Annotated in this window: 15 protein-coding genes; 13 read left to right on the forward strand and 2 right to left on the reverse strand. The window is 27.7% G+C overall.

What is annotated here, in order from left to right; all coding sequences use genetic code 11:
* The first annotated feature begins 93 nt into the window (after positions 1-93).
* Entirely contained in the window at positions 94-999 is a 906-nt protein-coding gene (locus ACNSOS_RS09015) for an SEL1-like repeat protein (protein WP_418185028.1), read from the forward strand.
* 10 nt (positions 1000-1009) lie between these two features.
* Here ACNSOS_RS09015 and ACNSOS_RS09020 read toward each other — a convergent pair whose 3' ends face one another.
* Positions 1010-1399 (reverse strand): ExbD/TolR family protein, encoded by a 390-nt coding sequence (locus ACNSOS_RS09020; RefSeq protein ID WP_113894341.1) that lies wholly within the window; start codon positions 1397-1399, stop codon positions 1010-1012.
* Positions 1399-1875 carry a MotA/TolQ/ExbB proton channel family protein gene (locus ACNSOS_RS09025; RefSeq protein WP_113894342.1) on the reverse strand — a complete coding sequence of 159 codons (477 nt, stop codon included), beginning with the start codon at positions 1873-1875 and terminating at the stop codon, positions 1399-1401. The genes ACNSOS_RS09020 and ACNSOS_RS09025 overlap by 1 nt, the downstream gene beginning before the upstream one ends.
* Positions 1876-1936: 61 nt before the next feature.
* Here ACNSOS_RS09025 and ACNSOS_RS09030 point away from each other — a divergent pair, with 61 nt between their 5' ends.
* The 12 genes from ACNSOS_RS09030 to ACNSOS_RS09085 all read left to right on the forward strand — a co-directional run bounded on the left by ACNSOS_RS09030 (position 1937) and on the right by ACNSOS_RS09085 (position 15925).
* Entirely contained in the window at positions 1937-2803 is an 867-nt protein-coding gene (locus ACNSOS_RS09030) for a 1-aminocyclopropane-1-carboxylate deaminase (protein WP_418185029.1), read from the forward strand.
* Positions 2804-2991: 188 nt separating this feature from the next.
* Positions 2992-3207, forward strand: a complete 216-nt coding sequence (locus ACNSOS_RS09035) for a hypothetical protein (RefSeq protein ID WP_418185030.1) — start codon at positions 2992-2994, stop codon at positions 3205-3207.
* Between the two features lie 223 nt (positions 3208-3430).
* The gene (locus ACNSOS_RS09040; protein WP_418185031.1) at positions 3431-5350 is read left to right on the forward strand and encodes a TonB-dependent siderophore receptor; all 1920 of its coding nucleotides are present in this window, start codon (positions 3431-3433) and stop codon (positions 5348-5350) included.
* A 284-nt stretch (positions 5351-5634) separates the two neighbouring features.
* Positions 5635-6156, forward strand: a complete 522-nt coding sequence (locus tag ACNSOS_RS09045; protein ID WP_418185032.1) for a shikimate kinase — start codon at positions 5635-5637, stop codon at positions 6154-6156.
* The gene (gene hisD, locus ACNSOS_RS09050; protein WP_418185033.1) at positions 6143-7438 is read left to right on the forward strand and encodes a histidinol dehydrogenase; all 1296 of its coding nucleotides are present in this window, start codon (positions 6143-6145) and stop codon (positions 7436-7438) included. Before ACNSOS_RS09045 ends, hisD begins: the two co-directional genes overlap by 14 nt.
* Entirely contained in the window at positions 7438-7740 is a 303-nt protein-coding gene (locus tag ACNSOS_RS09055; protein ID WP_113895148.1) for a DUF2018 family protein, read from the forward strand. Before hisD ends, ACNSOS_RS09055 begins: the two co-directional genes overlap by 1 nt.
* 2 nt (positions 7741-7742) lie before the next feature.
* Positions 7743-8642, forward strand: coding sequence for a polyprenyl synthetase family protein (locus tag ACNSOS_RS09060; RefSeq protein WP_418185034.1), 900 nt, complete (start codon positions 7743-7745; stop codon positions 8640-8642).
* Complete coding sequence (gene hemA, locus ACNSOS_RS09065) at positions 8642-9943, forward strand: glutamyl-tRNA reductase (protein ID WP_418185035.1); 1302 nt, start codon at positions 8642-8644, stop codon at positions 9941-9943. Before ACNSOS_RS09060 ends, hemA begins: the two co-directional genes overlap by 1 nt.
* Positions 9944-9946: 3 nt before the next feature.
* Entirely contained in the window at positions 9947-11644 is a 1698-nt protein-coding gene (locus tag ACNSOS_RS09070) for a proline--tRNA ligase (RefSeq protein ID WP_418185036.1), read from the forward strand.
* Between the two features lie 9 nt (positions 11645-11653).
* Positions 11654-12532: a mechanosensitive ion channel family protein gene (locus ACNSOS_RS09075; RefSeq protein WP_418185037.1), complete on the forward strand. Its 879-nt coding sequence runs from the start codon at positions 11654-11656 to the stop codon at positions 12530-12532.
* Complete coding sequence (locus ACNSOS_RS09080) at positions 12507-13727, forward strand: CCA tRNA nucleotidyltransferase (protein WP_418185038.1); 1221 nt, start codon at positions 12507-12509, stop codon at positions 13725-13727. The genes ACNSOS_RS09075 and ACNSOS_RS09080 overlap by 26 nt, the downstream gene beginning before the upstream one ends.
* Before the next feature lie 95 nt (positions 13728-13822).
* Positions 13823-15925 carry a TonB-dependent siderophore receptor gene (locus tag ACNSOS_RS09085; protein WP_418185039.1) on the forward strand — a complete coding sequence of 701 codons (2103 nt, stop codon included), beginning with the start codon at positions 13823-13825 and terminating at the stop codon, positions 15923-15925.
* The last annotated feature ends 67 nt before the right edge of the window (positions 15926-15992 follow it).

Raw genomic sequence — 15992 nt, forward strand, 5'->3', positions numbered from 1 at the left:
TTTAAAGCCCATATTTATATGGGCTTTTTTCATTTTGAATCAAAATTTAAAATTTGTATTGATAGAATATAAAAATTAAAACAAGGAAACAAAATGAGAAATTTATTATTAAGTTTGTTATTAATACTAACATTAACTTCTTGTGTGACGAATCAATCAGCAGTAGCAACGTATAATGCTGGAAATTATGAAGAATCTTTTAAAATGTTAAAAGAGCTAGCAGATAAGGGTGATGTTCGAGCTCAAAGAAACTTAGCAATTTTTTATTACAATGGAAAAGGTGTAAAGCAAGATTTAAATGAATCTTCAAAATGGTTTGATAAAGCAGATAATACTGAGTATTTGATAGTTAAAGAAAAAGCAGATAAAGGTAATGTTGTAGCACAATATGAGTTGTATTTTTTTTATAAAGATGGAAAAGGTATAAAACAAGACAATAATGAAGCTATAAAATGGCTTGAAAAATCAGTAGATGGTGGATATTTAAAGGCAAAAGAGCTATTGGGTGAAGTCTATTTTGAAGGAAAAATTGTAAAACAAGATTATGAAAAAGCATTTAAAATTTTTGAAGATATAGCAAATCGATATATTGGTGAAAAATATATCATTAGCAATTCTAGAAGTAAAATTGGTGAAATGTATCAAAAAGGTTTAGGTGTTAAACAAGATTATGCAAAAGCGGTTTATTGGTATGAAAAATCAGATATATCTATTGAAAGTACTAAAAATCTTGGAGATATGTATTATACTGGTGAGGGTGTAAATCAAGATTATAAAAAAGCTATTGAAACATATAAAAAAGTTGATTCGTGTCATAATTATTATAATTTAGGGATTATGTACTATAAAGGAGAAGGTACAAAAGTAGATAAAGAAAAATCTTATAAGTATTGGACATCTTGTGTCAAATCTTCTAGCCAAGAAATGGCAAAAAAGACTAAAGATAAACTTGATATTTTATGTAAAGAAAGCCCAGAGATTTGTATAAAAAAGAGATAACTAATTTTAGTTATTTCTTCTCTTCATTAGTAACCAAAGCCAAATTATTTAAACTATATTTTTGAAGTAAATCCAATACTTTTACAACTCTTTCATAAGGCACTTTTTTATCAATTCTTACTATTACAGCATTCTCTTTATTTTTTATAGCTTTTAAGTTATCTTCCAAAGATTCAAAAGATACTTCAATTCCTTTGATAGCTAGTTTATTTTCGCTTAATTCTATGAAAACTTGTTCTTCTTTTATTTGAATAGTTTGAGCATCTGAAGATGGTAAATCAAGCATAAGTGCCAATTCTTCTTTTTTAAAAACAGTTGTAACTATAAAAAATATTAATAGTATAAAAACAACATCAATAACAGGAGTTAAATCAAGTCCTAAAGGCTCTCTTCTTTTCATTAGTCTTCTTTTCCAACTAACTCTTTTTTAGCCAAAACTTCTATTGTGTCAATCATAGAAATAAAGTGATTATAAGCTATTTGATGTGGTATTGATACTATAATTCCAGCAATTGTTGTGATAAGTGCAACAGCAATTCCTCCAGAAAATACAGTAGGATCTCCCAATCCTTTTGCTGTGATATCTTCAAATGATATATATATTCCAACAACAGTTCCCAAAAGTCCTAAAAGTGGTGAAATAATAGCTATGTTTTTGATGATTGTAAGTCCAGTTTCTAGTTTCTTAACTTCATATTCTATTTGCATAGTAACCGATGAAGTCGGTTTTATTGTTTGTTTGATTCTTGCAATAATTTGATGTTTTCTTGGAAGAGTAAAAAATTTCCAAAAAATAATAGTAAATCCAATAATATTTAAAAAAATCAAAATATATACGATAAATCCACCCTTATCGATAAATCCTAGAATATCCATAAATAGCCTTTTTAATTTTTTGTAGTATTATATATAAAAATTAATAAGATATGGAAATTTGATGGATTTTTTAAACTCAAGAGTAAATGAAATATTGCTAAATAATCAAAAATATTTTGTAAAAAGAGATGATTTATTACATAAAGATTTTAGTGGAAACAAAGCTAGAAAATTTTACTACTTTTTGAAAAATGATTTAAATGGTATAGAAAAAATAATCTCTTACGGTTCAGCTCAATCAAATGCTATGTATTCTTTATCTGTTCTTTGCAAATTAAAAAATATAAAATTTGATTATTATGTTTCTCATCTTTCATCATTTTTAAAAGATAATCCAAATGGAAATTACAAAGAAGCAATTAAAAATGGTATGAATTTAATAGTTGGAGAAACTCCTAAAACTTTTAAAGAAAAAGAGTTGTTTATAAGTGAAGGAGGAGCAGTTAAAGAAGCTTGTTTTGGAATAGAAATTTTAGCAAATGAGATAAAAGATTGGGCAAAAAAAGAAAATATAGAAAAATTAAAAGTTTTTTTACCAAGTGGTACAGGAACAACTGCACTATATTTACAAAAATATCTGCCTTTTGAAGTTCTTACAAGTTCATGTGTAGGAGATGATGAATATTTGAAACAACAATTTAAAGCTTTAGAAAAAGATAAATTTCCAACAATTTTAAAAAAAGAAAAAAAATATCACTTTGGAAAACTTTATGTTGAGTTTTATAAAAAACATATAGAACTTTTGAATCAAACAAATATAGAGTTTGATTTGCTTTATGATAGTTTGGGCTGGATAGTTTTTGAAAATTATGTAAAAAATTTACAAAATCAAAGTGATTATAAATTTTTATATATTCATCAAGGTGGAATTTTAGGAAACAAATCTATGATTGAAAGATATAAGTTTAAGTTTTCTATGAAAAGTTAAAAAATGTTATCTACAAATTTTAATTTATTAAAATATAAAAATAACTAATTTTATCTATTTTTGTTACATAAAGTAACTCCAGCTAACAAATTTGAAAATTCTTTTGTAAAAATTGTCCATTTTTTTCATTTAAATCGTCTTACTATATAGAGAAACAAATTCTCAAAATTAATACAAAGGATTAGAAGATGAAAAGAAGAGTTTTCATGTCAGTTGTAACATCTTTGATGTTAGGAAGTTCTTTTGCAAATGCAAAAGAGATAAGTTTGCAAGAAGCAGTAGAGAATATAGTAAAGAAATATAATGTAACATATATTTCAAAAGCTAATAACCTGAAAGATAAAAGTATAGATTCAGAAAAGTTAAGTTTCGGGGGGGGGTACGGTATTAGAAAGTTTAAATAGTATTTTAAATCCAAATGAATTAAAAGCTATTCATGAAGATGGTGTAATATATATAATAGAAAAACCAAAATATCAAAACTTTGGTAATACTACTGTTTTAGATGAAATATCTGTTTCTGGAACAAATTATAAAAATGGTTCAGCTGAAAGTGGATACTTAGTATAAGAAACAAAGGGAGTAGGTATTTGGAATGAAAGAAAACTACAAGACACTCCATACTCAATGAGTATAATCTCAAAAGACTTAATCGAAAATGTACAAGCAAAAGATATGAATCAAATATTTAAAATGAATCCAACTACTCAAGAAAACTCTAGGACATCCAATAATCTTGGTGATTTTCAAAATGTTATTATTCGTGGATTTCAGACAAATAATCCAATTATAAATGGTATTCCTTATTCAGATAGAATGGGATCTACACCAATGATGCAAGATATAGAACGAGTTGAAATAATAAATGGTGCAACTGGATTTTTATATGGTGGTGGAAGAGTTGGAGGAGCAGTAAACTATATCACTAAAAAACCAACAACAAAAGATTTAAGAAATATTACTATTGGAAGTTATGGAAATGAATCATACTATACTCACTTAGATTTAAGTGGACAATTTGATGATAATCATACTTTTGGATATAGAGTAAATGGATTTTATCAAGATGGAGAATTACCTTCTGAAGTAGATAGTGAACAAAAAGCAATTAGTTTAGTTTTTGATTGGAAACCAACAGATAATTTTTATACAGATATAAAATACTCATATAAGAATTTATTAAATAAGGGTGTAAAAGCTAATTTCAATACAGCAACAAATAGAAATCAAATTACAAAATATCATAACTATTCACCTGATTGGGTAGAGTACCAAGCCAAATCAAATAAAGTTGAAAATAATATCATCTGGGATATAAATGATATATTTACTCTTAGAACAAATGCTTTTTATCAAGAATCAAAAATAAAATCTACAAATACAAATATAACTTATGATAACAATGCAATTGTTGGTGGTATGTGGAAGACATATTTTATAGAAAATGCTTGGAATAAAGCTGATAATTACGGTGCAAATATATTTTTAGATTCTAAATTTGATACAGGAAATATTGGTCATACTCTAACAACTGGTTATTCTTTAAATTCTAGTAAAACATATCTCTCTGATGATAATTTTAGAACATATCATGTTCTTAACAATATAACACTAGATGAACTTAATAATTTATCAAAGCCTGATTGGGATAGTATAGGAACTATAGGAACACAATCACAAAAACCAAGTAGTAAAACGCAGTATAAAAATATCCTAATAGGAGATGATATAGTATTTAATGAACAATGGAGTGCTTTAGTAGGAGTAAATTATGCATCTCTTATAAATAAAACATATTCTACAAATACAAAATATGATAAATCAGAATTAACTCCTACTTTATCACTTATTTATAAACCTTTTGAAAACTTAACAACTTATGCTACATATATTGAAAGTTTAGAAGATGGTGGACAAGTTCCAAATACTGTAGATTATAATGATGCAGGTAAATTTCTAGACCCATTTGTAAGTAAACAATATGAAATTGGAGCAAAATATACTTTAAATGAAAAAGTTTTAATCAATACTGCTTTATTTAGAATAGAAAGAGCAAATAGTTTTGATGAAACAGCTTCAAATGGAAAGAAAAATAGAACTCAAGATGGTGAAAATATTTATCAAGGAATAGAACTTGGAATCACTGGAAAAGTTACAGATAATCTTACAATTATGGCTGGTGGAACTATTATGGATTTAAGTGTAGAAAAAGCTACAAATAAGTCTTTAGAAGGAAAAAAACCAACTGGAACAGCTACTAAAATGGCTAAAATATTTGCAGAGTATAATATTCCATATATCAATGGTTTATCAATAAATGCTGGTGCATATTATACTGGTGAAAAATATATTGATAGTGCAAATACTAGAAAATTACCATCTTCTACTATCTATGATGCAGGAATTAGATATAAAACTAAGTTAGATAAATATCCAACTACTTTTAATCTAAATGTGCAAAATCTAACTGATGAAGTTTATTGGACAAATCAAACAATATTAGGTGATCCTAGAGCTGTTGCATTTTCTATGAAAATGGAGTTTTAAGAAAGTATAATAAAGAGAGTTTTCGCTCTCTTTGTACTTTTAAGCATGGGTTTCAAAGTATTTATTTAATTTTGAGATTAAAATTTCGATAAAAAATATACTTTCCTTTTATACTTTGGAACTCATACTTAATGGTATAAATAAAATCTTACAAATTTCTTTTTATGATAGATTTTTAATCTTAGATAAAAAGAGATATATCACTTGGGTGCTAGTTTAAAAGATTTGGGATTATAAATTAAAAAAGTTAATTTTTTACATATATTTGGATATAATCCTCAACTATGAAAAACAATAATATTATACTTATCGGATTTATGGGTGTTGGAAAAGGCACAGTTGCAAGAGCTTTAGTTAAAGAGTCAAATATGTATTCGATTGATACTGATGATTTAATAGAAAGTATGGAAAATAGAAGAATAAAAAAGATTTTCTCACAAGATGGCGAACCATATTTTAGAAACTTAGAGAAAAAAACTGCTTTATGGCTTGAAAGTAGTGTTCAAAATACTATTATATCAACTGGTGGTGGATTTTACAAACAAAAAAATTTACAAAATATAGGTTTGGTAATCTATCTTAAGTCATCATTTGAAGGTATTTTAAAAAGAATAAAGAAAGCTCCAAATGCAAAGAATAAACTAAAAAAAAGACCATTATTAAAAAATAAAAAAGAGGCATTAAAACTTTACAATACTAGAAGTTCTGAGTATGAAAAAGTTGCGAATATTGTGATTGATGTTGAAAATAGAGATTTACAGATAATAGTAAAAGAGATTTTAGGAAAATTAAATGAAAATAATTAATACAAAAGATACAAATTTTAAAAGTGAATTTGAATCAATTTTAGCAAGAGCTAAAAGTGATATCAAAGGTGTTTCAAAAATCGTTTCAAATATTATAGATGAAATTGTAGAAAGTGGAAATGAAGCTTTAAAATCTCACATTGAAAAATTTGATAAATGGACTGTAAATAGTGATGAAGATTTATTGATTTCTCAAAATGATATGAAAAAAGCTTATGAAAATATAGATGAAAACTTGAGAAACGCTCTACATACTGCTTATGATAGAATTAAAGCTTATCACGAAAAACAACTTCCAAAATCTTGGATTGATTTTGAAGAAAATGGAACAATTTTAGGACAAAAAGTAACTCCTGTTGATAGAGCAGGGCTTTATATTCCAGGTGGAAAAGCTGCATATCCAAGTTCACTTCTTATGAATGCTATTCCTGCATTGGTTGCTGGAGTAAAAGAGATAGTTGTTTGTACTCCTACTCCAAACAATGAAGTTAATGAACTACTTTTAGCTGCATGTCATTTATGTGGAGTTTCAAAGGTTTATAAAGTTGGAGGGGCTAGTGCTATTGCTGCTATGGCTTATGGAACACAAACTATACAAAAAGTTGATGTTATAACTGGACCTGGGAATATCTTTGTAGCTACAGCTAAAAAGTTGGTTTTTGGTGAAGTTAATATCGATATGATTGCAGGACCAAGTGAAATAGGGATTTTAGCAGATGAAAGTGCAAAACCACACTATTTAGCAATTGACCTTTTATCTCAAGCAGAACACGATGAAATGGCAAGTTCTATTTTAATAACAACAGATGAAGATTTAGCAAATAAAACAAGTTTAGAAGTAGAAAATTATCTAGTAAAACTTGAACGAGAAGCAATAGCTAGAAAATCAATAGAAGAAAGAGGAGTTATAATAGTAACTTCTAATATGGAAGAATCAATAGAACTTATGAATGAAATAGCTCCTGAACACTTAGAAGTTATGACAAAAAATCCTTTTGAATTATTACCATATATCAAACATGCTGGAGCAATATTCTTAGGTGAAAATACTCCTGAACCAATTGGAGATTATATAGCTGGTCCAAATCATACATTGCCAACTGGCGGAACAGCTAAATTTTATAGCCCATTGAATGTAGAAAATTTTATGAAAAAAAGTTCTATAATAAGCTTTTCAAAAAATGCTATAAGTAAATTGGGTGAACCTTGTGCCTTATTGGCTGATACAGAAGGGCTAACTGCTCACGCAAAAAGTGTACGAGTACGATTGGAAGATAAATAATGTCAATATTTAAAGATTGGTTTACAGAAGATGAAGATGATATTTTTATGGGAAGTCCCAAATCAAAATTTTTTGATGTAACAAGAGAAGCTTCAAAAGATATAGTTGAAGATGAAATAGATAAAATTATAGAAAAATTAGCTGTTTTAGAATTGATGAAGATTGATGAAAAAGGCGATGAATTTAATATAAATGAACATATCAAAAAATATATTTTAGAAAATGAAGAACGAGTAAATGGTATGAAAAAAGGTCTTTATATAGAGTTTACTGGAGAAATTATAAGTAGATTGGATAGTTAAAAGTGGAAGTATTAGTTGAAGTAAAAAATCAAATAAAAAAGTTTATAGAAGTTTGTTCTTATCCAGAAGCTTTAGAACTACTTGAAAAGTTAGCAACTGGAAAGATGTTAAGAAGTAAACTTATCTTAAAAATAGCTGGAATTAGTGAAGATAGTATAAAGCTTTGTGCTATTGTTGAGATGATACATGCATCTTCACTGTTACACGATGATGTTATAGATGAAGCTGATACAAGAAGAGGAAAACCTTCAATTAATGCACTTTATGACAATAAAACATCTATTATGTTTGGAGATATTTTATACTCGCGTGCCTTTACAGAGTTATCTCAAATGGACAAACAAATTGCATATCATGTGTCAAATGCTGTAACTGAATTAAGTATTGGTGAAATGATGGATGTTGATTTAACAAACTCTTTTAATACTTCTTATGCAAAATATCTTACTATGATTTATAAAAAAACAGCTTCATTAATAGAAGCAAGTGCGAGAAGTGCTGCACTTTTAGTAGGACTTAACAGTGAAAAATATGCTACTTATGGAAAAAATCTTGGACTTGCTTTTCAGATGATTGATGATATTTTAGACATCACACAAGATAGTAAAACTTTAGGAAAACCTGCAATGCTTGATTTTGTAGAAGGAAAAGTAACTATTCCATATTTGTATTTATATGAAAGAGTTGAAGATAAAGAATATTTGAAATCATTGTATAAAAAAGAGTTAAATAGTGATGAATTAAATTGGATAAAAGAACAATTTATAAAAACAAAAGCTTTGGAAGATGCAATAAAAGAAGCAAAACAAATAGGAAATGAAGCTATCAAATCTGTAATTGATGAAGAAAATAGTGAAGATTTAGTTCAAATTATGCGTGATATGATAGAAAGAGAATTTTGATGAGTTATTTAGTAATTAGTTTTTCTCATAAAAATATTGATATACAAATGAGAGAAAAACTAGCTTTTAATAGTGATGAAGATAAAGATAGATTTATAAAACAACTTTTAGAGTTTGAAAATACAAAAGAGGTAGTTTTACTTTCTACTTGTAATAGAGTTGAGATTATTACAAAGAGTACAAATATCAAACAAAGTGCTAAAAATATTATTGAGAAGTTGGCTTTTTATTCAAAATTAGATTTTGAATTTTTATATGACAGAGCAGATATTTATGATAATGATGTAGCAGTTCACCATCTTTTTTCTGTTGCTTCAGCTTTGGATTCTTTAGTAATTGGTGAAACACAAATTGTTGGGCAGCTAAAAGATGCTTATAGATTTTCTCAAATGAAACACTATTGTGAACAAGGTATTTCAAGAGTTATGCACTATGCTTTTAAATGTGCCGCACAAGTGCGAACAGCAACAAGTTTAGGTACTGGTTCTGTATCTGTTGCTTCAACAGCAGTTGCAAAAGCAAAAGAATTAGTTGGAAATACAAGTGGTGTAAAAGCTTTAGTTATTGGTGCGGGTGAGATGAGTGAACTTGCAGTAAAACATCTAATAACAGCTGGTTTTAGTGTAACAATAGTAAGTCGAGATACAAAAAAAGCACAGCTTTTAGCTTCAATATTTGAAGTAAATGTTGATGTTGAACCATATAGTAATTTAGAGTTTTTATTAGAAACATATCCAGTTATGATAACAGCAACTTCTGCTCCATATCCAATAATCACTTCTGAAAATGCTCCAAGTTCAGATATCACACGATATTGGTTTGATATTGCAGTTCCTAGAGATATTGATGAAGACATATCTATGTTTGATTTAGAAATTTATAGTGTTGATGATTTACAAGAGATTGTAAATGAAAATATGACACAAAGATCTACTCAAGCAAAAGAAGCTTATGCTATTGTTGGGCGCACAACATCGGAATTTTTTGATTGGTTAAAAAGTTTAGAAATAGAACCCGTTATAAAAAATATCTATACAAAAGGGCATAATATTATCGATAAAAAGATGAAAAATGCTATAAAAAAAGGTTATGTCCCCAAAGAATATGAAGATAATATAAGAAAGCTTTGTGAAACGGTTCTTATAGAGTATTTACACGAACCATCAAGACAACTAAAAAGGTTTTCAAAAAATATGGAGTGTGATGTTGTAGTAGGTACAATACAAAATATGTTTTGTGAAAATAAAACAAAATCAAATAATATAAAATGTGAACACATATCAAAAAATAAAATAGGATAAAAAATGAGATTTAGTAAACTGTTTATTCCAACAACAAAAGAGACTCCAAATGATGCAACACTTCCATCACATCAATATTTAATTAGAGGTGGATTTGTAGCACAAACAGGTGCTGGAATTTACGATTTTATGCCTTTAGGAAAAATAGTTTTAGAAAAAATTAGAAAAATAGTAAAAGAAGAGATGGATGAAGCTGGAGCAAATGAAGTTCAGTTTGGTTTTGTAACTCCACTTTCTTTATGGCAAGAATCTGGTCGTGCAAATACGATGGGAAATGAACTTTTAAGATTTAAAGATAGAAAAAATTCAGATTTTGTATTAAGTCCTACAAATGAAGAAGCAGTTGTAAATATGGTGAAAAATCGTATCACTTCTTATAAAGATTTACCACTTCACTTATATCAGATAAATACAAAATTTAGAGATGAAGCAAGACCAAGATTTGGACTGATGAGAGGAAGAGAATTTTTGATGAAAGATGGATACTCTTTCCACTCAAATGAAGATGATTTGGTAAGAGAATTCAATCTTATGGAAGCAACTTACAAAAAAATATATACAAGACTCGGGCTTGATTTTAGAGTAGTTGAAGCTGATAGTGGTGCTATTGGTGGAAGTGGTTCTAAAGAGTTTCATGTTCTTGCTAATAGTGGAGAAGATACTATTGTTGTTTGTGATTCTTGTGATTATGGTGCAAATATTGAAGCAGCTAGAAGAAAAGCAAAAACTTATGATTTTGAATTAGCAGAACTAAAAAAAGTTGAAACTCCAAACTGTAAAACAATAGAAGATGTTGCAAATTTCTTAAAAGTTTCAAAAGAACAAACTGTAAAAGCAGTTATAAAAAAAGCAATTTTTGAAGGAAAAACTGAAATTATAGTTTTCTTTGTAAGAGGAAGTGATGAACTTGAAGAGACAAAAGCTGTAAATAGTATAAATGCTTTAGAGTTAATTGATGTTTCTGAAGATGAGATAAAAGAAGCTGGGCTTGTGGCTGGATATTGTGGATTTTTAAATTTAAATGCAAATTTTGTAGTTGATAATGAATTAAAAGATAATTTTGGACTTGTTTGTGGAGCAAATGATGAAAATTATCACTTTATAAATGCAGATTTAAGAAGTTTAGAAAATGTAAAATATTTTGACTTAGTTGCAGTTCAAGAAGGTGATATTTGCTCTTGTTGTGGAGGAAAACTATCATATACAAAAGGTATTGAAGCTGGGCATATTTTCCAACTTGGAGATAAATACTCTAAAGCTATGAATGCAAACTTTTTAGATGAAAATGGAAAAGCAAAACCATTTGTTATGGGATGTTATGGAGTAGGTGTTTCAAGACTTGTTGCTGCTGTGATTGAACAAAATCATGATGAAAAAGGTTGTATCTGGACAAAAGCTACAACTCCATTTATGGTTGATATTATTGTTTCAAACTCTAAAAAAGAGGAAGAATCAAAAATTGGTGAAGAGCTTTATACAAAATTAAAAGAAGCAAAACTTGAAGTAATACTTGATGATAGAATAAATGCTAGATTTGGATTTAAAATGGGTGATTTTGAACTTTTAGGTTTCCCTTATGCTGTGGTAATAGGTAAAAAACTTGAAGATGGTTTTGTTGAAATAGTGGATAGAAAAACATTAGAAAAAACTGATGTAAAAGTAGATGAAGTTGTTGCTAAAATATTAGAATTAGTTAAATAAAGGTAATTTATGAGTATAGAAAAAGATATTGAAAAAGCTGTTGAACAAAATGTCGATAGTATAACAAAAGATTTAAAATCTTTAATTCCAGATAATATTATTGAGATTGTATCAAGTCATATTTTCTCATTAATTTTGGCTTTGGTTATTTTCTTTGTTGGAAAATGGTTAGTAAATAAAATAGTAAAAATCTTAGGGAAAATGCTAAGAAAAGTAGATGATATAGATGAAACTTTGGTTAAATTCTTAGAAAATATCGTTTACTATGCGTTTATAACAGTAGTTATTTTAGCTGCTTTAAATAAACTAGGAGTTGAAACAACATCATTCTTAGCTATTATTGGAGCTGCTGGACTTGCTATTGGTTTGGCTTTAAAAGACTCTTTAGGAAACTTTGCATCTGGAGTTATGATAGTTTTATTTAAGCCATTTAGAGTAGGAGATAGCGTAATTGCAGGTGGAGTTACTGGAACAGTTACAGAAGTTACTATTTTTAATACAGTTTTTTTAACAGCTGATAATCAAAAAATCATAGTACCAAATAGTTCAATTACAAGTGGAAGTATCACAAATGTAAATGTAAATGATACAAGAAGAATAGATATTGTTGTTGGAATTTCTTATGATGATAGTATCAAACAAGCAAAAGATATTTTGACAGATATTATAAATGAAAACTCAAAAGTTTTAAAAGGTAAAGCAATCGGTATTTCTGTATCAGAACTTGCTACAAGTTCGGTAAATTTAACTATAAATGTTTGGGTAAAAACTCCTGATTATGGAAGTGCTAAAGCTGAATTACTAGAAAGTATCAAAACAACATTTGATGAGGCTGGGATAACTATTCCTTACCCAAAACAAGATGTTTACCAATATAACAAAAATTAATCTTCCAAAAATATTAATAAAAATCTTAACTGATTTACAAAAAATAGGCTCAAAGCCTATTCTTGTAGGCGGTTGTGTAAGAGATAGCTTTTTAAATAAAAAAATCAAAGATTACGATATAGAAATTTTTGATTTAAACGATATAGAAATAATCCAAAAAACTTTAGAAAAATATGTTAGTGTGAAACTTGTAGGAAAATCTTTTGGTGTCTTGACTTGTAAAATAGATGAGTTTGATTTTGACTTCTCATTGCCAAGAATTGAGAAAAAAATAGGAAAATATCATCAAGATTTTGAAGTTCTTACCAATGCAAATTTATCTTTTAAAGAGGCTTCAAAAAGAAGAGATTTTACTATAAATGCAATCGGATATGATTATTTAGAAAATGAGTTTTTAGACCCATATAACGGAATAGAAGACTTAAAAAATAAGAAAATAAAACATATAGATGATAATACTTTTGTAGAAGATAGCTTAAGAGTATATAGAGCTGTTCAGTTTGCTTCAAGATTTGAGTTTGAAATCGATGAAAATACAAAAAAACTCTGTGAAAAGATAGTAAAAAATGGTGAATTAGAATTTTTACCAAAAGAGAGAATTTTTGAAGAGTTAAAAAAACTATTTTTAAAATCAAATAAGCCAAGTATAGGATTAAAACTTTTAAAAGATTTACAAATTTTTGATTTTACAAATATAAGTAAAAATATAGATAATCTAGCTTTGATTTTGAAAGAAAAAGAATTTGATGAGTTTAGAAAGCTATATCTTTTTTATAGTTGTTTGACTAAAGATTTTGATGATAAAACCTTGATAGATTTTTTAAATAGCTTGACAAGTGATAAAAAGTTTAAAAAAGAGATTTTAGCACTGCAAAATATTGTTTTAACAGATAATGAAAAAGATATCAAAAAACTCTCTTTAAGAATAAAAGTTGAAGATTTGATAGTTTTAAATAAAGTTTTTGAAAATGATACAGTTCAAGATGCTGAAAATATAGCTAAAAATCTCAATATTTTAAATACTCCTTTAAAAGCACTGGTAATAGGAAAAGATTTGATAAATTTGGGGTTTAAACCTTCAGAAAAGTTTAAAGATATTTTAGACTTTGCTCTTGATTTACAAATTGAATATAATTTTAATAAATCTCAGATTATAGAAAATATTGTTAAAAAATATAAAAATAATCAAAAATAAAACTTTTAGGACATTTTTTAGCCACTTTTTTTAATTAGAATACATCCTTTGCTACATACTAGTAGTAGTTATTATAATTATATAAAGGAAAGTATATGAGAAAGAGAATGATACCATTATCACTTTGCGTGATAATGTCTTTAGGTACAACAATTTTGGCAGAAGAAACAACAGTTCTTGATGAGATTTCTGTAAATGAAAAATTATCTTCTGGAAGTGCTGAAAATGGTTATGTTACAAAAGAGATAAGTGGAGTTGGACTTTGGGATAAAAGAAGTTTACAAGACACACCTTATCAGATTAGTGTAATTTCACAAGATATGATAGAAAATAGTGCAAGTGGAGTTGATCAAATATTTAAAATGAACCCAGTTGTTCAAGTAACAAGTAGTTCAACTTCTGCACATAGTTGGAACACTACAAATATAAACATAAGAGGATTTAGTGCTTCAGGTAATCATATTCTAGATGGTATTCCTTTTTCTTGGGTAGAAGGAATTATGGCTGAAGAGCTTGAAAGAATGGAAATATTGAATGGACTATCAGGATTTTTATATGGTGTTGGTTATGTTGGTGGTTCTACTAATTATGTAACAAAAAGACCAACACAAGAAAGAGTTACAAATCTTACACTTGGAAGTACAGGAAATCAAGCATTTTATGGACATATTGATTTAGGTGGAAAGATAGATGATGATGGAAAATTTACTTATAGATTAAATGCTTTAAAACAAGATGGAGAAACTTCTATAAAAGATCAAAATATAGATAGAGAATTAATTACAGGAGCTTTAGATTGGAGAGTTACAGATAATTTGATTTTATCATTTGATGCTTCTCATAAAAAAACAAGAGTTGATAAATTAACAGCTTCTTTTAGTAGTAATCAATCTATAGGTAATTTAGATCCAAAACAAGGTTATGCACCAGATTGGACATATTCTGATGCTTCTCAAGATAGACTTGGATTTAAGTCTTTATGGCAAATCAATGATAATGTAAAACTACGAACAGGATATATTCATCTTGACCATGAAAATGATATGAATATGCCTTATGTATATGATAACTATGATGGAACATATCGACTTAACTATTATAGAACATGGCCACATACATCAATAACTCAAGGTGCTTATGTTTATACAGATATTGACTTTAATACTTTTGGAATTGAACATACTTTAACTATTGGTGGATCAGGAAATAAAACTAAAAGCAAAAGTATAGATGGTGCCTGGGAATGGGTTAAAGTTGGAGATTTTACTTTAAATCAATTAAATAGTGCATTGGAACCAATTTATAAAGGAAGCTCAAATAACAAAAGATATGTATCAGGACGTAATGAAAAAACAAATCTTATGATAGGTGATGATATTAGATTTAATGAGCAATGGAGTACTTTAGTTGGATTTAATTATGCAAAAGTTGAAGAAAAAAATTATAATCTAAATGGAGATAGAACTGGTGGTTATGATGCGGATGAAGTAACTCCTAGTTTATCTTTAATTTTTAAACCATTTGAAGATTTAACAACTTATGCTACATATATGGAATCTTTGGAAAATGGATTAAAAGTTGAGTGTGGAAATTGCAGTAATAATGGTGAAGTTCTTGACCCTTATGTAAGTAAGCAGTATGAAGTTGGAGCAAAATACTCAGTTTCTGAAAACTTACTTTTAAGTTCAGCTTTATTTAGAATAGAAAAAGCAAATAGATATGATAAAAAACTTCCAAATGGAATGGATGAAGTAACGCAAGATGGTTTAGAAATTCATGAAGGTTTAGAATTAACAGTAACTGGAAGATTAACTGATAACTTAACAGTTGTTGGTGGTGGAACAATTATGAATTTAGAGATTGATAAGGCTGCAGTTAATGAAGCTAAAGAACCTACAGATACAGCTTCTAAAATGGCAAAATTATATGCAGAATACAATATACCATTTGTACAAGGCTTAACTGTAACTGGAGGAGCATACTATACAGGAAAATCATATAGGGATGGAGTAAATACAGATGTTATCCCTTCTTATACAATTTATGATGCAGGTTTGAGATATAAAACTAAAATTGATAAATTTCCAACAACATTTATAGTTAATGCTACAAATTTAACAAATAAAAAATATTGGAGAACATCTACATCTTTTGGTGAACCAACGAATATTGCATTTTCTATTAAGATGGAGTTTTAATTTTTTGGGAATTGGACTTCTTTCCAATTATTAAAGGGCTGGGATTAGAGTCCCAGTCACAAAATAA

The sequence above is a fragment of the Aliarcobacter vitoriensis genome (assembly GCF_048320235.1).
GTDB lineage: Bacteria > Campylobacterota > Campylobacteria > Campylobacterales > Arcobacteraceae > Aliarcobacter > Aliarcobacter vitoriensis.